Below are 20,040 nucleotides of genomic sequence, written 5' to 3'. Positions count from 1 at the left end.
CCGGGACGCTGTAGCTTGTCTTCAAACGGGGCGACATGACCCCGATATTGAGGCAGTCCTATGGCGTTTCCCGAGCGGTTCTCGAACCTGCCCGAATATGCGTTTCCGCGTTTGCGGAAGCTTCTCGATGTGCATGCGCCGGGTGGCCCCGTCGTGCATATGACCATCGGCGAGCCGCGCCATCCCTTTCCGGCTTGGGTCGGCGATGTCATTGCCGATAGTCTTGAGGGGATCGGGCGCTACCCCGCCAATGACGGCACGCCGGAATTGCAGACCGCGATCGCGGCATGGATTGCGCGGCGCTATGGCGTGAATGTCAGTGCAGACCGCCAAGTCCTGCCCCTGAACGGCACGCGCGAGGGGTTGTTCAACGCCTGTCTTGCGCTTTGCCCGGAAACCAAGGGTGGCAAGGTGCCTGTCGTCTTGATGCCCAACCCGTTTTATCAGGTCTATGCCGTGGCGGCCTTGGCCGTGGGGGCGGAACCCGTCTATGTGGCGGCCACCGCTGCGACGGGTGATCTGCCCGATTACGCCAGCCTACCGCCCGAGATCTTGGAGCGGGTCAGCATCGCCTACCTGTGTTCGCCCGCCAACCCGCAAGGGGCCGTGGCCGATGCGGGCTGGTGGCGTGATCTGATCGCGCTGGCCGAGCGCTATGATTTCCAGATTTTCGCCGATGAATGTTATTCCGAGTTGTATCGCGACACGCCCCCGCCCGGCGCGCTTGAGATCGCGGCCCAGATGGGCGCGCATCCCGAGCGGGTGGTGATTTTCCACTCGCTGTCCAAACGCTCGAACATGCCGGGGTTGCGGTCGGGCTTTGCTGCCGGTGGGCCGGAAAGCATCGCGCGGATGAAGCAGCTTCGCAATTACGCAGGCGCGCCGCTTCCCCTGCCGCTGCAGGCCGTGGCGACGCGCGCATGGAGCGACGAGGCCCATGTCGTGGAAAACCGCGCGCTTTACCGCGCGAAATACGCCATTGCCGACGAGATCTTTGGCGATGTGCCCGGCTATAGCCCGCCGCAAGCGGGGTTCTTTTTGTGGCTGCCCGTCGCCGATGGCGAGGCGGCGGCGGTGAAGCTGTGGCGTGAGACAGGCGTGCGGGTTTTGCCCGGCGCGTATCTTGCCCGCGAGGTTGATGGTGTGACCCCCGGCGCCGACAGGCTGCGCGTGGCGATGGTCGCGCCCGAAGATGAAATGCGCGATGGGCTGACCCGGTTGCGGTCATGCCTTTACGGCGAATGAGGACGAACGAAGATGGCCTATCAGACCAGACAGCGTGACCCCCTTCTCGATGATCAGACGCATGAGATGCTGATGCGTTTTGGGCAAAAAGCGCTTGGTTTCGCCCTGTTGGGCCTTGGTGCGGCGCTTGCGGCGATGTTGTGGTCTTATGCGCCGGATGATCCGCATTTCATGGCGGCCACCGATGCGGTGCCACAAAACCTTTTGGGCCATGTTGGGGCGTCGGTTGCGGCGATCTTGATCATGATCATGGGCTATGGCGCGGTGGTTTTGCCGATTGCTTCGGGTGTTTGGGGTATGCGGTTCTTGCGCAGCAACCGCCATGACCGCGTGTTGGGGCGCATCGCCTTTTTGCCCATCGCCGTTGCGCTGGCCGCGATCTATGCCGCGAGCCTGACACCCTCGCAGGCTTGGGTGCATAGCTTTGGCCTTGGCGGCTTGTTTGGTGACACGGTCGTGGGCGCGCTGTTGAACGCTTTGCCGATGGCCCCGCAGCTGGGGCTGAAACTGGTCGCCGCTTTGGCCTTTGTGCTTTGCATGCTGATGGCGGGCTTTGTCATGGGTGTTGATCGTGCAGAGTTACGCCTGGGGCTGCGCTACTTTTTGCTGGGACTTGTGGCGCTTGGCGCGGTCGTCTCGGGTGGGTTGCGCAATGCGGGCAATGGTGCGGGTCGTGCTGCCGGTGAACTTGCCCGTCTGCGCCAAGAACGCCGCGAGGCGGGGCTTGCCGCCCACAGCATGATGCAAGCGCCCGCGCCGCGCGCTATCCAGCCGCTTGCCGCACAGCCGCAGACAGAGATTGCGCCGACAAAGGTGCGCCGGGCAGGTGGGATATTGGGCCGCATGCCAAGCTTGCTTGCGCGCAGCGCCGAGGCCGATGAACATGATTTCGCCGTGGAAGAGCCGGCGCAAAGCAGCGCCGAGCAAGAGCGTATTCGCGCCCGCATCAGCGATGTGATCCGCGACCGTATGCGCCGTGGCCCGCCGCCCCCGGTCGAGACCCCACAGCGTCGCATGGCGGCACTGCCTGTTGGGGCGGGCATCTTGGCCGCTGGTGCCGCCGCCGCAGGACAGCCGGTGATCAGGGCCGAGCCGCCCCTGACCGCCGCGCATCGGGTCGAGCCGCCGCTGGTTGCGCGCAACGCCGCGCCCGCGCCCGAACTGATGGATGATGTCGATGATAATATGTTCATCGATGATGACCATGATCCAAGCGAGTTGATCGCGTCTGCGCCCCTAGCGCGTGGCCCCGCGCCTGCGCTGCCGCAGACCGAGTTGCAGCGCCGCGTGATGCAGCGTGCGCTGACGCGCAAGCCGACGCCTTCGAAACAGGCGATGGCCGATGCGCAGCCCTCGCTGCCTTTACAGGCCAAGGCGGATGCCGCTTATGAGCCGCCGTCGCTTGCCCTGTTGGAAAACCCCGATACGGTCCAGATCCAGCGCCCGCATCTGAGCGATGAAGCGCTGGAAGAAAACGCCCGGATGCTGGAATCGGTGCTGGATGATTACGGCGTGAAGGGCGAGATCGTCAGCGTTCGCCCCGGCCCCGTGGTCACGATGTACGAGTTGGAACCCGCGCCGGGCCTGAAGGCCAGCCGTGTGATCGGTTTGGCCGATGATATCGCGCGCTCGATGTCGGCGCTTTCCGCGCGTGTCTCGACCGTGCCGGGCCGTTCGGTCATCGGGATCGAATTGCCCAATGAACACCGCGAAAAGGTGCTGTTGCGCGAATTGTTGAGCCACCGCAGCTTTGGCGACGGCAATCAGCGGCTTCCGCTGGCCTTGGGCAAGGATATCGGCGGCGACCCGGTCATCGCCAACCTTGCGAAAATGCCCCATCTGCTGATCGCGGGCACGACCGGTTCGGGCAAATCGGTGGCGATCAACACCATGATCCTGAGCTTGCTTTACAAGCTTTCGCCCGAAGAATGCCGGATGATCATGATCGACCCCAAGATGCTGGAACTTTCCGTCTATGACGGCATTCCGCATCTGCTCAGCCCGGTGGTGACCGACCCGAAGAAAGCGGTTGTGGCGCTGAAATGGGTCGTGGGCGAGATGGAAGAGCGCTATCGCAAAATGTCCAAAATGGGCGTGCGCAACATCGACGGCTATAATGGCCGCGTCCGCGAGGCGCTGGCCAAGGGCGAGATGTTCAAGCGCACCTACCAGACCGGCTTTGATGACGAAACGGGCGATCCGGTGTTCGAGACCGAGGAATTCCAGCCCGTGACCATGCCCTATATCGTCGTTATCGTCGACGAGATGGCCGATCTGATGATGGTCGCAGGCAAAGAGATCGAGGCTTGTATCCAGCGTTTGGCCCAGATGGCGCGCGCAAGCGGTATTCACCTGATCATGGCCACCCAGCGCCCCTCGGTCGATGTGATCACCGGCACGATCAAGGCGAACTTCCCGACGCGGATTTCCTTCCACGTGACATCCAAAATCGACAGCCGCACCATCCTTGGTGAACAGGGTGCCGAGCAGCTATTGGGCATGGGCGACATGCTTTACATGGCGGGTGGTGCCAAGATCACCCGCGTCCACGGCCCCTTTGTCCGCGACGAAGAGGTCGAGGAGATCGTGCGCCATCTGAAATCCTTTGGGCCGCCGGAATATGCCTCGAGCGTGCTGGAAGGCCCAGATGACGATCGCGAAAGCGATATTGACGCGGTTCTGGGCCTGAACACCGGCGGCAATACCGATGGCGAAGATGCGCTTTATGATCAGGCCGTGGCGATTGTGATCAAGGATCGGAAATGTTCGACCTCTTACATCCAGCGCAAGCTGGGCGTGGGTTACAACAAGGCCGCGCGTCTGGTCGAACAGATGGAGGATGCGGGGCTGGTCAGCACCGCCAACCATGTCGGCAAGCGCGAGATCTTGGTGCCGGAGCAAGATTGACGCTTACGTGATCGCGGTGCGTTTGCCCTTTATGGGCCAGTGGAAAGGCTTATCTTGGGCTCATGAAACGCTTGTTGGTTTGCCTTGCCCTTAGCCTTGCCGCCGCGATGCCCGCGCGCGCCGATCTTGTGTCGCTTGATGCCTTGTCGGCCTATCTGAATGGGCTGACGACCGCCGAGGGGAGTTTTACCCAGATCAATGCCGATGGCACGGTTGCGACGGGCGAAATCTATTTGCATCGCCCCGGCCGGATGCGTTTCGATTACGCCGGTGACGAATTGGTCGTGATTGCCGGTGGCCAGCAAGTGGCGATTTTCGATGGCCGCTCGAATACGCCGCCCGAGCAATATCCGCTGGCGCAAACGCCGCTGAACCTGATCTTGGCGCGCAATGTCGATCTGGCCGCTTCGGGTAAGGTTGTGGGGCATATGTTTGACGGCATCGCCACGCGTGTCACGGCGCAAGACCCAAATCGCCCCGAGATTGGCACCATCGAGCTTATCTTTACCGATAATCCCGTCGAATTGCGGCAATGGATCATCACCGACAATAGCGGTGCGCAGACCACGCTTGTGCTGGGGGCGATGGTGCAGGGGGGGCGTTTGCCCGCCTCCTTGTTCAACATCACCCAAGAGATTTCAGATCGCACGCGCGATTAGAGCGTGACGCGTTCTAGGTGCGGCAGCTGCTCAATTGCCTTTGATACATGGCGGCACGGCTTGCGACGCGGTCGGCAACATTTAGCAACCACTGCTTTGAGTTGTGGCTGCCGCGCGCAAAGCCGGTATGCCCTTCGTGATAGGCAAGGTATTGGTTGCGCGCATCTGTCAGCGCCACGCCATTGCGTTCGCGCGTGCGGTTCATATACCAGCCCATGAAATCGGCGGCGTCATCGATATCCGTGCGCCGTGCGCTACGCCGCCCCGTGGCGGCACGGTAATCATCCCATGTCCCGTCAAGGGCTTGGCTATAACCATAGGCCGAGCTGACCCGCCCCCTTGGGATAAAGCCAAAGGCGTAGCGGCGCGGTGGGCGTGCGTTGCCGATGAAACTACTTTCTTGGTGAAAGGTCGCCATTTGCACATGCACGGGCACGCCCCAGCGGCGTTCGGTCCGTTGCATCGCGCGCAGGTAATGCGGCCGCTCGGCGGCCAAAAGGCAGGCATTGTCGAGGTTGCGCGGCGCGCTGTTCCGTGCCCCGCTTGATCCACAGCCAGCCAGAAATAGGGCGAGCCCGCCCGTGATGAATACCCGTCGTTCCATGATGCCTGCTCGTGCCCGAATTTTCCGGTTCTATTGCTTCCACTGTAACCGAAATGAACCGTTTTGTGAATGCGGCCTTTGGGCTGTCTAAAGAAGAAATGACAAGGTGATGGGAAGTGTCGCCACCGACATCAAGGTCGAGACCATCACTAGCCCCGCAACCGCATCGGGATCGGCGTCATAGCGTTCCGCCAAAAGGTAGGATGTCACGGCCACCGGTGTCGCCATTTGCAAGACCAAGACGCCAAAGGCCACGGGGTCGAGGTCGAAGGCGCGCCCTGCAATGACGCCTGCGACCAGACCAAGGGCGAGCTTGGCCGATGACAGCCACAGCGCGCGCCCGATCCGCCCCGCCTTGAGCCGCGCGACCGCCACGCCCAGCGTGACCAGCATCAAGGGAATGGCCATCTGGCCCATCAAGCTGAGCGAACGGGTCAGCCATTCGGGCGTTTCCCATCCCATGGTAAGAAACAGCCCACCCAAGAGCGTCGCCCATAGCATCGGCTCGCGCAGCATCCGGGCGGGCGAGGTGCCGCCGGCCACCAGCCAAAGCCCAATGGTGAAGGTCAAGATCGCCATCACCGCAAACACCACCACGGCCAGCCCCAAGCCTGTTTCACCAAAAGCGAACAAGGCCAAGGGCAGGCCCAGATTGCCGGTATTGCCAAAGGCCAGCGGCGCGACATAGGCCGCGCGGTCAAGGCGCAGCACGGCCACCACCCCCCAACTCAGCGCGATGACCGCGACATAGGCCAATAGGCTGGCCAAGGTCAGCGCGCCCAATGTCGAGAGGGCGATATCGGCCTGCATCAGCGCGGTGAAGATCAGGCAAGGCACCGCCAGCGTCATCGCGATGCGGGTGACAAAGGCGGTTGGATAGTCGTAACCCGCCTTGGCCCAGACAAAACCGGCACTGCCCAAAAGGAAAACAGGGGCCACGATTGCAAGCACAGTCAGGGCGATTTCCACAATCTGTTTCCTTCCTGCGATTGCGCGACTCATGGACAATCCCCCCATGCGCGCGATAGGAAGCGTGTTCAAGGGGGTTCAGCCACATGCTGAAAAGCACGGCAAAATACGGTCTCGGTCAGGTGGTTCGCCACCGTAAACACCCGTTTCGGGGTGTGATTTTTGATATCGATCCGCAATTTGCCAATACCGATGAGTGGTATGCCGCCATCCCCGAAGAGGCGCGCCCGGCGAAAGAACAGCCCTTTTACCACCTGCTGGCTGAGAACGATCAGACCTATTATGTCGCCTATGTCTCGGAGCAGAACCTTGTGCCAGACGACAGCGGCGAGCCGGTCGATCACCCCGACCTGCCCGATCTGTTCGGCGAGTTCCGCGATGGGCGCTATCCGCTGGAGTTTCAGCTGAACTGACCCGTGCCGGGTCAGTCGATGGGCCGCCCCTCGGCTTTCCAGGCGGAAAAGCCGCCCTCCATCTCGGCCACGTTTTCTAGCCCCATATCCTGTAGCGCCTTGGTCGCCAAGGCTGAGCGCCACGCACCTGCGCAGACAAGGATCAACCGCTTGTCGGTTGCCAGCGCCTCTTTGTGGTAGGGGCTGGCGGGGTCGACCCAAAATTCTAGCATGCCGCGCGGCGCGTGGATGGCACCGGGCAGCTTGCCCTCGCGCTCTAACTCGCGCGGGTCGCGGATATCGACGAAAACGGCCTGACCATGCGCCACTTCAGCGGCGGCGGCCTCGGTCGAGAGCGAGGTGATAGCCGCTTTCGCGGCCATCACCATATCTTTGACGGGTGTGATTGCCATCGCTCAATAGCCCAGCGCGATGCCGTCTTTACGCGGGTCAGACCCACCCTCGAGCGTGCCGAGTTCATGGTGAATGCGGATCGCCTGCGCCCCGCCAATGCCGACATCGGGGGTGGAAACGGCATGGCCCAAATCGCTGAGTTCTTGGCGCACCTTGTCGCTATAGCCTTTCTCGACCTTCATCTCGCCGAACTCGCTGAAACAGCGCGGCGCGTCGATCATTTCCTGCGGGCCAAGGCCGTAGTCGACCATATTGGTCAGCATCCGCGCGTGGCCGGTGGCCTGATACTGGCCGCCCATCACGCCAAAGGGCATGATCACGCGCCCGTTTTGCTTGAGCATCGCGGGGATGATCGTGTGCATGGGGCGCTTGCCGCCCGCCGCCTCGTTCGGGTGGCCTGCTTCCAGTGTGAAGCCCGCGCCACGGTTCTGGAACAAGACACCGAACTTGTCGGAGGCAATGCCAGAGCCGAAATCCTTGAACACCGAATAGATCAACGACACGGCCATGCGGTCGCTGTCGACGACAGTGATATAGATGGTTTCCTTGTGCGCCTCGGCACTCAATGTGCGGGGGTTGTCGATGCAGCGGGTGGGGTCGATCAGGGCTGCCAGTTTCTTGGCGGTGGCCGGGTCAAGCATATGGGCCAGCCGCGTCATGTGATCCATATCGGCCACGAAACGCTCGCGCGCATCATAGGCGAGTTTCGTCGCCTCTGCCTCGATATGGGCGCGCATGGTGCCGAAAGGTTCCATCGACGGCAGGTCGAACTCGGCCAAGATATTGGCCAAAAGGATCGCGGTCGCACCTTGGCCGTTTGGCGGATGCTCGACCAGTTCGATGCCCTTGTAATTGCCGCTGACCGGCGTGCCATAGCTGCTGCGCGTATTGGCGAAATCCTCGAGCGTGTGGACACCGCCCAAGGCGCGGAGCGAGGCGACCATATCCTCGGCCACTTCGCCCTCGTAGAAACCGGCGCGGCCTTGGGTGGCGACGCGGCGCAACACCTCGGCCTGCTGGGGGTGGCGGAACAACTGGCCCACGCGCGGCGGCGCGTCGTCGATCAGGTAGAAACGCCGCGCGGTGGCGTTCATATTGTCATGGTGATGCAGCCAGTCGAAGCCCGCGCGCGGCGCGACGGGCACGCCCGCCTCGGCGTAGCGGATGGTGGGGGCGAGCACAGCATCGAGGCCAAGCTTGCCATGGTCTTGCGATAATTGGCAAAAGGCATCGATTGCGCCGGGGATCGTCACAGCGGCGGGGTCGCCGAAGACGGGCATCTTGCTGTGACCCTTTTCGCGCAGCGCCTCGGCCGAGAGGGCGGCAGGCGCGCGGCCCGATCCGTTGATCGCGATGATATCTTCGCTGCCCGCCGGTTTGATCAGCGCAAAACAATCGCCGCCGATCCCGGTCATCGCCGGTTCGCACAGGCCCAAAAGCACAGCGCCCGCAATAGCGGCATCAACGGCATTGCCGCCCGCTTTCAGGATTTCGACGGCGGCCTGTGCCGCAATCGGGTGCGATGTGGCGCACATGCCGTTTTCGGCGAAAGCGGCGGATCGGCCGGGGTGATGAAAGTCGCGCATGATGTGTCCCTCCCTCGTGCAGCGGTTGACGCGCAACCTAACCGGGGCGGCGGCGAGGGCAAGGGGAAGCGAGCGGGAACTGCGGCCGTGACGGTGTGAATACCGGGGCAGTGGTGGCTGCAAGTCCTCGACGCCGCGCACTGGGTGGGGGCTATGATACGCGACGCCGAGGGAAGCCTTCGCAGCTACAGCGCCGTTTTTGCCCAGAAACTTGGCGGCAATGCGGAGAGAATTTGGCATTCAGATGGCACAAAGCCCTAGTTTGCCGGATTGTCAGTAGCAGGCAGGCGGAAGCGCAAAATGTTTTGGCCATTACAGCGCGACAGGCTGAGCGCGCGTGCCATGCTGCGCAGGATGGGCCAGCCAAACCCGCCCTCTGGCAGAAGATAAGGATCATCAAGATCGAGCGGCGGAAGGTCGGGGCCGGGCAATTGCCCCTCGGGCATTGGTCCGCCCTTGTCGCGTATCGTGACTTGGATGCCGCCCCTGTCGCAGGCGATATCCAGCGTGATGCTGGGATCATCGCTGTAAACCTGCGCATAGGCGTGTTCGGCGATGTTATTGCAAGCCTCGGCCAGCGCGATCTGTGTGCGGTCGCACAGATCATCGTCGATCCCTAGGCTGCGCAAATGGGCGTCGACCTTAAGCAGCGCGGCGCGCACCGCGACATCTTGGGCGGGAAAATGCAGGCTGATCAAGCCACGCGGCCCCGCCGCGCCCCGCGCTGTGGCGATCATTGCGCGGCCTGTGCGGTGTCGATCTGCGCCGCCACGGCCGTTTCAGTATTGGCATGAATGGGAAAGACCATATGCATGCGGGTCAGCGTCATGACCTTGTTCACGGCGGGTGTCAGCCCGGCCAAAATCAGTTTGCGCGCACCGCCCAGCAATTTACGCGCGGCAACGATGGCGCCCAGCCCGCTGGAATCGATGAAAGCAACCTGTCCAAGATCAAGGATGACATCACCGTCATGCCCCGCGACAAGATCGCGAAACCGATCCTTGAAGGCGATGGCGACACTGGCGTCGATCCGGTTTTCAGCGACCGTGAGAATGCCCAGCATGCTGCGGCTTTCGAAACTCATGTTCATGGCATATTCTCCACTCGGATGTCCGGTTCGCAATAAGGCGAAATCCTTACCAATCGGTGAGCGCGACTGCGGGGAGAGGCAATGATGCAAGAGGTGGTGATCGCAGGGGCGGCGCGCACGCCGATGGGCGGCTTTCAAGGCACGCTGAGCGGTGCCACGGCGGCCGATCTGGGGGGCGCGGCGATTGCTGCGGCGCTGGCTGATGCCGGTGTTGCCCCGGCTTTGGTGGATGAGCTGTTGATGGGGTGCGTCCTGCCCGCAGGGCAAGGGCAGGCACCGGCGCGGCAAGCGGGGTTCAAGGCTGGATTGCCCAAGGAGGTGCCGGCCACCACGCTCAACAAAATGTGCGGCTCGGGGATGAAGGCCGCGATGTTTGCATGCGATGCGCTGGCACTGGGTCGGGCGGATGTCATCGTGGCGGGCGGCATGGAATCGATGTCGAACGCCCCCTATCTTTTGCCCGCAATGCGCGGCGGCGCGCGGATGGGTCATGCGCAAGCGCAAGATCACATGTTCCTCGACGGGCTTGAAGATGCCTATGATCGGGGCCGGCTGATGGGCACATTCGCCGAAGATTGCGCGCAAGCGTTCCAGTTCACGCGCGCGGCGCAGGATGACTATGCGCTGGGCTCGCTTGAAAATGCGCTGAAGGCCATCGCAAGCGGGGCCTTCGCGGCCGAGGTCACGCCCGTCACCGTCACGACCCGCAAGGGTGAGGTCACCGTCACCACCGATGAACAGCCCGGCAATGCACGGCCCGAGAAGATCCCGACCTTGAAGCCCGCCTTTCGCAAGGACGGGACAGTGACGGCGGCCAATTCCTCGTCCATCTCGGATGGGGCTGCGGCCTTGGTCATGGCGCGTCGCGATGTGGCCGAGGGGCACGGGCTGCGGGTCCGCGCGCGGGTGCTGGGCCATGCGTCGCATGCGCAAGAACCGGGGTTGTTCGCGACCGCGCCCATCCCGGCGGCGCGTAAGCTATTGGACCGGCTGGGGTGGTCGGTCGATGATGTCGATCTGTGGGAGGTGAACGAGGCCTTTGCGGTGGTGCCCATGGCCTTCATGCGCGAGATGGGCGTGGCGCGCGAAAAGATGAACATTCATGGCGGGGCCTGTGCGCTGGGCCATCCCATCGGTGCATCGGGCGCGCGGATCATGGTGACGCTGCTCAATGCGCTGGAACGGCACGGGTTGAAGCGCGGGGTCGCCGCGATCTGCATCGGTGGCGGCGAAGGCACGGCGATCGCGATAGAACGGGTGTGAGGGGTGCGTTTTCCACTTGGAAAACGCACAGGAAAACTTGCGTTCTCACGTGCGCAAAACAGGTGTTTTGCGCCCCCTCAGTCCTCGCTGTCGTCCGAGGTGAGCAGCTCCGCCGCCGTCAGCCGTCGCGGCACCAGTTCCACCCTTGGCGCGTCTTGCAATTCGGGCGCGGGGGTTTGCACCACCTGCATCGCCTCAAGCTTGCGGGCTGAGGGCAGCACGCGTGCCTCGAGCGAGCCCATCGCCTTGTTGTAGCTGTCGACCGAGCGGTTCAGCGCCACGCCAACCCTTTGCAGATTGGCGGCGAAAACGGCGAGGCGACCATAAAGCTCTTTGGCCTCGCGGTGGATGGTCACGGCGTTTTCGGCAATCGCCTCTTGCTGCCAGCCAAAGGCGATGGTCCTGAGCAATGCGATCAGGGTCGAGGGGGTGGCGATGACCACGCGCGACTGCATCGCGCGTTCCAAAAGCGCGGGGTCGCTTTCGACGGCCGCTGACAGGAAGACATCGCCGGGGATGAACATCACCACGAAATCGGGCGTGTCTGCTAAAAGGTCGTGGTATTTCTTGGATGACAAAAGCCGCACATGATCGGCCACCTGCCGCGCATGGCGTGTGATGGCGATATCGCGCGCCTCGGGCGTGTCAGCCTCCAAAGCATCGAGATAGCCATCGAGCGAGGTCTTGGCGTCGATGACCAGTGACCGCCCCCCCGGCATGCGCACGATGGCGTCAGGCCGCTGAAGCCCGTCATCGGTCCGCATGGTCGCTTCTGTCTCGAAATCGACATGCTCGGCCATGCCGCTAAGCTCAAACACTTGGCGCAGCTGCATCTCGCCCCAGCGTCCGCGTGTTTTGGGTGCGCGCAAGGCCTGCACCAGTTTCCGCGTCTCGCCCGAGAGCTGGGCTTGGCCAAGTTTCAGATGCTCCACCTGTTCGCGGATCGCGCCATAGGCGTCGGTGCGGTGTTTCTCCATCTCGCGCAGGATGGTGTCGAACGCCCCCAGCTTTTCGCTAAGCGGTTTGACCATCCCGTCGATTGCTTTCTGGCGCGCGTCCAGCTCCAACTTTGCGGTCTCAGTGTGGGTGGCGAAACGTTCGGTAACGCGGTCGAGAAAAGCTTTGGAGTTGCCCTCGAGCACCTCATTGGCAAGCGTCTTGAACTTGCCCTGCAGCGCCTCGTTCAACCCGCGCAATTCCTCGAGCCGGGCGGTGTGGCTGCGCTCAACGGTCTCGAGCTTTGCCTCGGCCTGATTGAGTGCACCCAAAAGCCCGTCGCGTTCCTCGCGCGCCTCGGTCAGGGCGTGTTCGAGCAGGGGCAGGCGCTCGGCGCGCGCCTCGCCCACGGCGATCTGGCGGCGCAGGCCCTCCATCTCGGCCAGCCCGGCCTCGGCCCGTTTCAGCCGCGCGCCGCGCCTGATGAGTGCGATGATCAGCGCCACCACCGCCAGAAGCGCCAAGATCAGATAGGCGGGCAGCGGGTCGACACCCGCGCCGAAGGGGGAGGAGGCGCGCAGATCGGCGGCGAAGCCGTCGAGAAGGGCGAAGAGTGGCGCGTTTTCCATGGCTCAGCTCCGCCCAAAGAGTTTTTCGATATCGGCTAGCGCCAGCGTGACGAAGGTGGGCCGCCCATGGTTGCATTGGCCCGATTTCGGCGTCACCTCCATCTCGCGCAGAAGGGCGTTCATTTCCTCGGCGCTCATCCGGCGACCGGTGCGCACCGATCCGTGACAAGCGATGCGCGAGAGAACCGCGTCAAGCCGCGCGCGCAACGCCTCGGACCGGCCCAGATCGTCGATCTGGTCGAGAATGTCGCGCAGGAGCGGCGCAACCGCGACGGTGCCCAAAAGGGCCGGGGTTTCACGCACGGCGATGGTGCCGGGGCCGAAGGGTTCGATGATCAGCCCAAGGGTGGCCAGATCATCGGCGTGGGCGATGAGGCGCTCGGCATCCGCGCCTAGCGTGACGATCTCGGGGATCAGAGCCGCTTGGCGCGCGATCCCGGTCTCATTCATCTGGCGCTTGAGGCGTTCATAAACCAGCCGTTCATGGGCGGCATGAGCATCGACAATCACCATGCCGCTTTCGGTCTGAGCGATGATGTAGTTTTCATGGAGTTGCGCGCGGGCGGCACCCAAGGGGCGGGCGGTCTCTTCGGGGGGCGCTGCCCCCTCTTCGACGCGGGCGGAAGGGGTCCAGGGGGCGGGCGCTTCGGCCAGATGCGGGGCTTGCCAATCGCGGGCGCGGATCAGGCTTGTCTGGCTGGGGCGGTCCATCTGGTAGATGCGCGGCGTGGCCGCCTCGGGCTGGAACGCGCCTAGCATGCCGTCGCCGATGGTTGTGGCGCTTTGCGGCCCCGCACCCGCCAGCGCATGGCGCAAGGCCGAGACGACAAGCCCGCGCACCAGATCGGGGTCGCGAAAGCGCACCTCGGCCTTGGCGGGGTGAACGTTCACATCCACCCGCGCGGGCGGGCAGTCGAGAAACAGCGCCGCCGCCGGGTGCCGGTCGCGTGCCAGCACATCCATGTAGCCCGCCCTGAGTGCGCCATAGAGTTGCTTGTCGCGCACTGGCCGGCCGTTGACGAAGAAAAACTGCGCCACCGCCGCGCCGCGCGATGCGGTGGGAAGGCCCGCATAACCGCGCAAGCAAAGCCCATCGCGTTCGGCGTCGATCATCAGCGCATTGTCGATGAAATCGCGCCCCAAAAGCCCGCGCAAACGCCCCGCCAGCGCATCGAACAAATCGCCGCTTTCGGGATCGGCGCGCAGCACCACGCGCCCCGCATCGGTCATGTCCTTGAGCGTAAAGCCAACGGCGGGTTCGGCCATGGCAAGGCGGCGGACGACATCGGTGATCGCCTGCATCTCGGCCCGGTCGCTGCGCAGGAATTTCAGCCGCGCGGGTGTGGCAAAGAACAGATCGCGCAATTCCACGATGGTCCCGCGCGAGAGGGCAGCGGGGCGCAGCCCCTCGGTCACGCCGCCATTGACGGCGATCTCATGCCCCTCTTGCCCTGCGATACGGCTGGTGATCTTGAGCCGCCCCACGGCACCGAGCGATGGCAGCGCCTCGCCGCGAAAGCCAAAGCTTTGGATATTCAAAAGATCACTGCCGTCGATCTTGGATGTGGCATGGCGCGACAGCGCAAGCGGTATGTCATCCGGCCCCATGCCGCAGCCATCGTCGCTGACGCGGATGAGCGACTTGCCGCCGTGGGCCACCTCGATCAGCACGCGCGTGGCACCGGCATCAAGCGCGTTCTCGACCAGTTCTTTGACGGCGGAGGCGGGGCGCTCCACAACCTCGCCCGCCGCGATCCGGTTGATCGCGGTTTCATCCAATTGGCGGATGATGGGACGGCTTATTTTGGGGTCATCAAGCGACATACCCCAAAACCTAGCATGCGCCCATGAGTCGGGCCAAGGCCCACGGGTCAGTTTCCGGGGGATAACCCTTCGGGCTGGCCGACAACGACGAAATGCAAATCATCCGGGCGCAACAGCCGGGCCGCCACGCGGCGCAGATCTTCAAGTGTCACGGCCTCGACATAGGCGTTGCGGTTGGTGACGTAATCGACGGGGATCTCATCGGATTGCATCGCGGCCAAGATGCCCGCGATGGTGGCGTTGCCGTCAAAGCGCAGCGGGTATTCCCCGGTCATGTAGCGGATCGCGGCATCGCGTTCTTCTTGCGTGACGCCATTGGTGGCCAGATCGGCCCATTGCGCTTTCACCACATCGATGGCTTGGCCCACCAGATCGTTGGAGGATGAAAACTGCCCCAGCATGCCCGGCGATAGATCGGCCAAGGAGAGGAAACTACCGATACCATAGGTCAGGCCGCGCTTTTCGCGCACTTCGCTCATCAGCCGCGAGCGAAAGCCGCTGCCGCCAAGTATCTGGTTCAGCACAAAGGCGGCGAAGAAATCGGGATCGTCACGTTCGATGCCTGCATGGCCGAAAAACGCCACCGATTGCGGGCTTGGGAAATCCACCACCGTGATCCCCCCTGTCAGGGCGAAATCGGCGGGGCCGGGGCGCGGCGGGGCCTCGGCCGGTAGATCGCCAAGGATGTGGTCGATCAACTGGCCAAGCTCGGCGGCACTGATATCGCCTGCAGCACCGACGACGACACGGCCACGGGTCAGCGCCGCGCGATGGGCGGTGAGGATATCATCACGGCTGAGGGCGGCCACGCTTTCGGCCGTGCCTTCTTGTGCAAAGGCGTAGGGGTGATCGCCGTAGGCCAGCGTGTTAAAGGTCGCGGCGGCGATCTCCTCTGGGTCGCGCGCATTGGATTGGATGATGGCCAAGACCTGCGCGCGCACGCGTTCGATGGCATCTTGATCAAAGCGCGGCGTGCTGATGGCCGCGCGCAACAGATCGGCGGCGGTATCACGGTTCTGGCTCAGCATCCGCGCGCTGACCACGACGGCATCACGGTAGCTCTCGAACGAGAAACCGGCGGCCAAGCCTTCGACGGCGGCGGCGTAGTCTTGCGCGTTCAGATCGCCTGCGCCTTCTTCCAAGAGGCCCATCATCAGATGGGTGGCACCGCGCGCCTCTGGGGCGTCAAGCGTTGCACCGCCGATAAACCAGAACTCCAGCGCGACAAAGGGGATGGAGCGGTCTTCGACCAACCATGCCGAGATACCGCCGGGCGATGTCACATCTTCGATCTCGATGGTCGCGGTGGCGGGCAATGCGAAGAGTGCGGCAAAGGCCGCCACGATGAGGGGCTTGATCATTGGCTTATCTCCGCATTGGCCACGGCGGGCCGCATCAAATGCCCTGTCACATGGACGGGATCGGTCAAAAGGCTGCGGGCGGCATTCATCACATCCTCTGGCGTGACGGCGGCCAGAATATCGGGCCAGCTTTCGATATCAGCAATGCCAAGCCCCATGGTGAGTTCCATCCCCCAGCGCCGTGCAAGCCCTTGGGTGCTGTCCTCTTCATAGATTTCGCTGGCCGCGATCTGGAACTTGATGCGCGCGAAATGATCGGCGTCGATGCCTTGGGACAAGAAATCATCGATGATCCGCCACAGATCGGCCTCGGCCTCCTCCAGCGAAAGGCCGGGGACCGGCACGTTCACAAGGCTAAAGCCCGATGGATCAAGGCTGGTGCTATCGTAATAGGCCGCCGCAAAGAGCGAGCGTTCCTCTTCCACCTGTAGGCGACGCGCCAAAAGCGAGGTCTGACCGCCGCCGCCCAAAAGCTCGGCCAGAATGACAAGGGCCGCTGCCTCGGCCTGATTGCCCGGTTCGCGCACGGGGGCGAGCATCTGGATCGAGACATAGGGGTTGGCGACGCGTTCATCGGTGAAACTGACCCGGCGGTTGGCGATATGGGGCGGCTCGGTCGGGCGCGCGCGTGCTGGCAAGGACGGGGAGGCGGGGATCGGCCCGTAATGTTCTTCGGCCAGCGCGCGCACGTCCTCGGCGGTCACATCGCCTGCGACAACCAAGATCGCATTGTTGGGGTGATACCACATGTCGTGAAACGCTTGCGCATCATCGCGCGAAAGCGCCTCCATCTCGTGACGCCAACCGATGATCGGCACGCCGTAAGGGTGGTTCAAGAACAAGGTCGCGCGCATCTGTTCGTTAAAGAGCGCCCCGGCCGAGCTATCAGTGCGCTGGGCGCGTTCTTCAAGGATGACCGAGCGTTCCGTCGCCACCTCGACCGGATCAAAGATAATATCGCGCATGCGGTCGGCCTCCATCTGCATCATCAGGCCAAGCCGATCGGCCGCGATGCGCTGGAAGTAGCCGGTATAATCCCACGAGGTAAAAGCGTTGTCAGAACCGCCATTGGCGGCGACCACTTTGCTGAATTCACCCGATGCCATGTCATCGGTGGCCTTGAACATCAAATGCTCGACGAAATGCGCGATGCCCGATTGGCCCGGCGGCTCATCTGCGGCGCCCACGCGGTACCAGACCATATGGGTCACGGCCGGCGCGCGATCATCGGCGATCACCACTACCTGCATGCCATTGTCGAGAAAGAACTCGACGACATCACCGGCAGCAGGTGCCATAACCGGGGTCAATGTCAGCCCGAGGGCCAGCGCAAGCCGATGCAGCATAAAACGTCTCCCGATGTGGTAGGGTTGGCGCATAGATAACCCTGCGCGCGGCCGCATCAACCGCTGCTGACGCAGCCGTGAGTGGGCTTACTCGATCACGAGACCTTCGGGCGGTGCGGCGGGTGTGCGCACACCGGCGCGGCGCAGGCGCTCCAACTCGGCGTAGCGATCCAAGGACATCTCGCGATAGGCGCTGAAATAGACATTGGTGTTGAACAGACGTTCAAGGAACAGCCCTGTATTTCGGCTGCGGAAGTCCAGATCCTCGGCGGCCAGAACCGTGCGGATATCGGGGCTGACGCCAAAGCGCGCGGCATATTGCGCGAGATCGCCCGCTTGCCGCGTGCCACCCGAGGGATCGCCGCCCAATGCGCGGATCGCGTCACCCTCGGGGTCGGGATCGGTGCGGTTGGTGCCGCCCGGCGTGGGCGGGGGCAGCGCGCTAAGATCATCGGGAACTACGATGGGATTTGCGGGCAGGATCGAAAACTCATCCGGTCCGGCCTCGGTGTTGCGGATATTCATCAGCCGCGGATCACCCCCGCCGCATGCGGCCAAAACCACAAGCGCGGCACAAAGCGTCAGGCTTGAGAATAGGCGCGGCATGAAACGGTCCTTCATCTTCCTTGGGGCTGGGGTCTAGCCTAATTCTCAGGCCCCGTCACCGTCGATCTTTTCGTCTTTGGCCATCTTGCTGTCATTGGCAAAGATCAGCAAGCCAAAGGCACCCGCAAAGATGCCGATATCGGCAACATTGAAGGCGAAGGGATTGTTGATCCCGCAACATGACATGTTCAAGAAATCGGCAACCGCCCCGTAGATCACCCGGTCGATGGTATTTCCCAGCGCCCCGCCGATGATCGCACCCGCCGACAAAAGCGCGATGGGCCGCGTCAGCCCGTGACGCGCCCACCACACGAGCCATGCGCAGATGCCAAGCGCCAGCACGATCAAGACCCAGCGCATCACATCCGGCCCACCTGACATGAGGCCGAAATTGATGCCCGTGTTCCAGCCCATCTTGAAGGTCAGAAAGGGTGGTGCCACCTCGATCACGCCACGCTCGATCAGGCCCATCGCATGCACCACGATGTATTTCGAGATTTGGTCGAGCGCGAACCAGATCGCGGCGGAAATCGTTAAAAGCTTCATGGCCCCTCGCGTGTTTCGGGCGATGTCGGTTGTGCCTTCAGGCGCACCATAGCCCCTTGCCCCTCAATGCCGGAAATGACGCATGCCGGTAAAGATCATGGCAAGCCCTGCGGCATCGGCGGCTGCGATCACCTCGTCGTCGCGCATCGAGCCGCCGGGTTGGATGATCGCGGTAGCCCCTGCCTTGGCTGCGGCCATTAGGCCGTCGGCAAAGGGAAAGAAGGCATCGGACGCCACGACCGACCCCTTGGCGGGCGTGTCGGGCAGGCCAAGCTCGGCCCCCATGCGCGCGGCCTTCAGCGCGGCGATGGTCGAGCTGTCCACCCGGCTCATCTGGCCCGCGCCAATGCCGACGGTCGCGCCGTCCTTTGCATAGATGATCGCGTTGGATTTCACATGCTTGGCCACGGTCCATGCAAAGCGGAGATCGGCCAGCTCTGCGCGACTTGGCGCGCGCTTGGTGACGACGCGCAACTCATCCGGGTCGATCTGCCCGGTATCCTTGTCTTGCACCAAAAGCCCGCCCGCCACCTGTTTATAGGTCAAGATTTGTGCGCGCGGATCGGGCAGCGCACCGGTGGTCAACAGGCGCAGGTTCTTTTTCGCGGCAAAGATCGCACGCGCATCGGCATCGGCATCGGGGGCGATCACCACCTCGGTGAAGATTTTCACGATCTCTTCGGCGGTGGCCCCATCCAGCGCCATGTTCAGCGCCACGATCCCGCCAAAGGCGCTGGTGCGGTCGCAATCAAAGGCTTTTTGATAGGCCGCGATCAGTGACGCGCCGCGCGCCACACCGCAGGGGTTGGCGTGCTTGATGATCGCACAGGCCGGCCCATCCTCGGGCGCGAATTCGGCCACCAGCTCGAATGCTGCGTCGGTGTCGTTGATGTTGTTATAGCTCAACTCCTTGCCCTGATGCTGCACGGCTGTCGCCACGCCGGGCCGCGCGCTACCATCGATGTAGAAGGCCGCCGTTTGGTGCGGGTTCTCGCCATAGCGCATGGTCTGTTTCAGCACGCCCGCAAAGGCGCGGCGGCGGGGTGTGGCGTCGCCATGCGCGGCTGCCATCCAAGTCGAGACCGCCGCATCATAGGCCGCGGTGCGCGCATAGGCGGTGCGCGCCATGCGCTGGCGAAAGCCAAGGCTGGTGCCGTCATGGGCCGCAAGCTCGGCCAGCAGATCGGCGTAATCCTCGGTATCGACGACAACGGTGACAAAGGCGTGGTTCTTAGCCGCCGCGCGGATCATCGCGGGGCCGCCGATATCGATATTCTCGATACAGTCATCGACATCCGCCCCCGATGCGACGGTCGCCTCGAAGGGGTAAAGGTTCACCACCAACAGATCGATTGCATCGATCCCATGGGCCTCCATCGCGGCCAGATGGTCGGGGTTGTCGCGCAGCGCCAAAAGCCCGCCATGCACCATCGGGTGCAGCGTCTTGACCCGGCCATCCATCATCTCGGGAAAGCCCGTCACCTCGGAGACATCCTTGACCGCAAGCCCCGCATCGCGCAGTGCGCGGGCCGTGCCACCCGTGGACAGCAAGGCCACCCCGCGCGCCGCCAGCGCCGTGGCGAATTCGATCAGCCCGGTCTTGTCGGAAACAGAGATCAGCGCGCGGCGTATCGGCAGATGGGTCATCAGGGCGTGGTCCTTT

At 63.2% G+C, this 20,040-nt stretch carries 18 protein-coding genes; 5 read left to right on the top strand and 13 right to left on the bottom strand.

The features are described from left to right. Window positions 1-60 precede the first annotated feature (60 nt). The 3 genes from KG698_RS10545 (at window position 61) to KG698_RS10535 (ending at window position 4,811) form a co-directional block, all read left to right on the top strand. Entirely contained in the window at window positions 61-1,245 is a 1,185-nt protein-coding gene (locus KG698_RS10545) for an aminotransferase class I/II-fold pyridoxal phosphate-dependent enzyme (RefSeq protein WP_213685524.1), read from the top strand. Between the two features lie 12 nt (window positions 1,246-1,257). Beyond that, entirely contained in the window at window positions 1,258-4,152 is a 2,895-nt protein-coding gene (locus tag KG698_RS10540) for a DNA translocase FtsK (RefSeq protein ID WP_213685523.1), read from the top strand. Between the two features lie 62 nt (window positions 4,153-4,214). After that, a complete protein-coding gene (locus KG698_RS10535) occupies window positions 4,215-4,811 on the top strand; it encodes an outer membrane lipoprotein carrier protein LolA (RefSeq protein ID WP_213685522.1) in 597 nt (198 codons plus the stop codon). 13 nt (window positions 4,812-4,824) lie between these two features. Here KG698_RS10535 and KG698_RS10530 read toward each other — a convergent pair whose 3' ends face one another. Beyond that, window positions 4,825-5,415: a lytic transglycosylase gene (locus KG698_RS10530; protein WP_213685521.1), complete on the bottom strand. Its 591-nt coding sequence runs from the start codon at window positions 5,413-5,415 to the stop codon at window positions 4,825-4,827. An 87-nt stretch (window positions 5,416-5,502) separates the two neighbouring features. Then, window positions 5,503-6,384 carry an AEC family transporter gene (locus KG698_RS10525; protein ID WP_213685520.1) on the bottom strand — a complete coding sequence of 294 codons (882 nt, stop codon included), beginning with the start codon at window positions 6,382-6,384 and terminating at the stop codon, window positions 5,503-5,505. A gap of 86 nt (window positions 6,385-6,470) precedes the next feature. On the opposite strand from KG698_RS10525, the gene hspQ reads away from it, so the two are divergent. Further along, entirely contained in the window at window positions 6,471-6,797 is a 327-nt protein-coding gene (gene hspQ, locus KG698_RS10520; protein WP_213685519.1) for a heat shock protein HspQ, read from the top strand. Between the two features lie 11 nt (window positions 6,798-6,808). Here the strand turns inward: hspQ and KG698_RS10515 are convergent, their stop codons facing one another. The 4 genes from KG698_RS10515 to KG698_RS10500 all read right to left on the bottom strand — a co-directional run bounded on the left by KG698_RS10515 (window position 6,809) and on the right by KG698_RS10500 (window position 9,866). Continuing rightward, window positions 6,809-7,189: a rhodanese-like domain-containing protein gene (locus KG698_RS10515; RefSeq protein ID WP_213685518.1), complete on the bottom strand. Its 381-nt coding sequence runs from the start codon at window positions 7,187-7,189 to the stop codon at window positions 6,809-6,811. A gap of 3 nt (window positions 7,190-7,192) precedes the next feature. After that, window positions 7,193-8,776 (bottom strand): gamma-glutamyltransferase family protein, encoded by a 1,584-nt coding sequence (locus KG698_RS10510; RefSeq protein WP_213685517.1) that lies wholly within the window; start codon window positions 8,774-8,776, stop codon window positions 7,193-7,195. A gap of 257 nt (window positions 8,777-9,033) precedes the next feature. Further along, window positions 9,034-9,513: an ATP-binding protein gene (locus tag KG698_RS10505; protein ID WP_213685516.1), complete on the bottom strand. Its 480-nt coding sequence runs from the start codon at window positions 9,511-9,513 to the stop codon at window positions 9,034-9,036. Further along, window positions 9,510-9,866 (bottom strand): STAS domain-containing protein, encoded by a 357-nt coding sequence (locus tag KG698_RS10500; protein WP_213685515.1) that lies wholly within the window; start codon window positions 9,864-9,866, stop codon window positions 9,510-9,512. Before KG698_RS10500 ends, KG698_RS10505 begins: the two co-directional genes overlap by 4 nt. Window positions 9,867-9,950: 84 nt before the next feature. On the opposite strand from KG698_RS10500, the gene KG698_RS10495 reads away from it, so the two are divergent. Next, complete coding sequence (locus tag KG698_RS10495; protein WP_213685554.1) at window positions 9,951-11,129, top strand: acetyl-CoA C-acyltransferase; 1,179 nt, start codon at window positions 9,951-9,953, stop codon at window positions 11,127-11,129. A 77-nt stretch (window positions 11,130-11,206) separates the two neighbouring features. Here the strand turns inward: KG698_RS10495 and KG698_RS10490 are convergent, their stop codons facing one another. From KG698_RS10490 to purH, 7 genes are all read right to left on the bottom strand, one after another. After that, window positions 11,207-12,694 carry a DNA recombination protein RmuC gene (locus KG698_RS10490; RefSeq protein ID WP_300983565.1) on the bottom strand — a complete coding sequence of 496 codons (1,488 nt, stop codon included), beginning with the start codon at window positions 12,692-12,694 and terminating at the stop codon, window positions 11,207-11,209. Window positions 12,695-12,697: 3 nt separating this feature from the next. Then, window positions 12,698-14,518 carry a DNA mismatch repair endonuclease MutL gene (mutL, locus tag KG698_RS10485; RefSeq protein WP_213685514.1) on the bottom strand — a complete coding sequence of 607 codons (1,821 nt, stop codon included), beginning with the start codon at window positions 14,516-14,518 and terminating at the stop codon, window positions 12,698-12,700. Between the two features lie 47 nt (window positions 14,519-14,565). Beyond that, window positions 14,566-15,879, bottom strand: coding sequence for a pitrilysin family protein (locus tag KG698_RS10480; RefSeq protein ID WP_213685513.1), 1,314 nt, complete (start codon window positions 15,877-15,879; stop codon window positions 14,566-14,568). Beyond that, window positions 15,876-17,225: a pitrilysin family protein gene (locus KG698_RS10475; protein WP_213685512.1), complete on the bottom strand. Its 1,350-nt coding sequence runs from the start codon at window positions 17,223-17,225 to the stop codon at window positions 15,876-15,878. Before KG698_RS10475 ends, KG698_RS10480 begins: the two co-directional genes overlap by 4 nt. Before the next feature lie 87 nt (window positions 17,226-17,312). Continuing rightward, complete coding sequence (locus tag KG698_RS10470) at window positions 17,313-17,846, bottom strand: DUF3035 domain-containing protein (RefSeq protein ID WP_300983562.1); 534 nt, start codon at window positions 17,844-17,846, stop codon at window positions 17,313-17,315. Window positions 17,847-17,876: 30 nt separating this feature from the next. Then, on the bottom strand, window positions 17,877-18,377 hold the full coding sequence (lspA, locus tag KG698_RS10465; RefSeq protein WP_213685511.1) for a signal peptidase II: 501 nt from the start codon (window positions 18,375-18,377) through the stop codon (window positions 17,877-17,879). 63 nt (window positions 18,378-18,440) lie between these two features. Then, window positions 18,441-20,024 carry a bifunctional phosphoribosylaminoimidazolecarboxamide formyltransferase/IMP cyclohydrolase gene (gene purH, locus KG698_RS10460; protein WP_213685510.1) on the bottom strand — a complete coding sequence of 528 codons (1,584 nt, stop codon included), beginning with the start codon at window positions 20,022-20,024 and terminating at the stop codon, window positions 18,441-18,443. Between the last annotated feature and the right edge of the window lie 16 nt (window positions 20,025-20,040).

This window comes from Roseicyclus sp., from assembly GCF_018402035.1.
Lineage (GTDB): Bacteria > Pseudomonadota > Alphaproteobacteria > Rhodobacterales > Rhodobacteraceae > Roseicyclus.
This window is presented reverse-complemented; position numbering and strand designations above follow the sequence as displayed.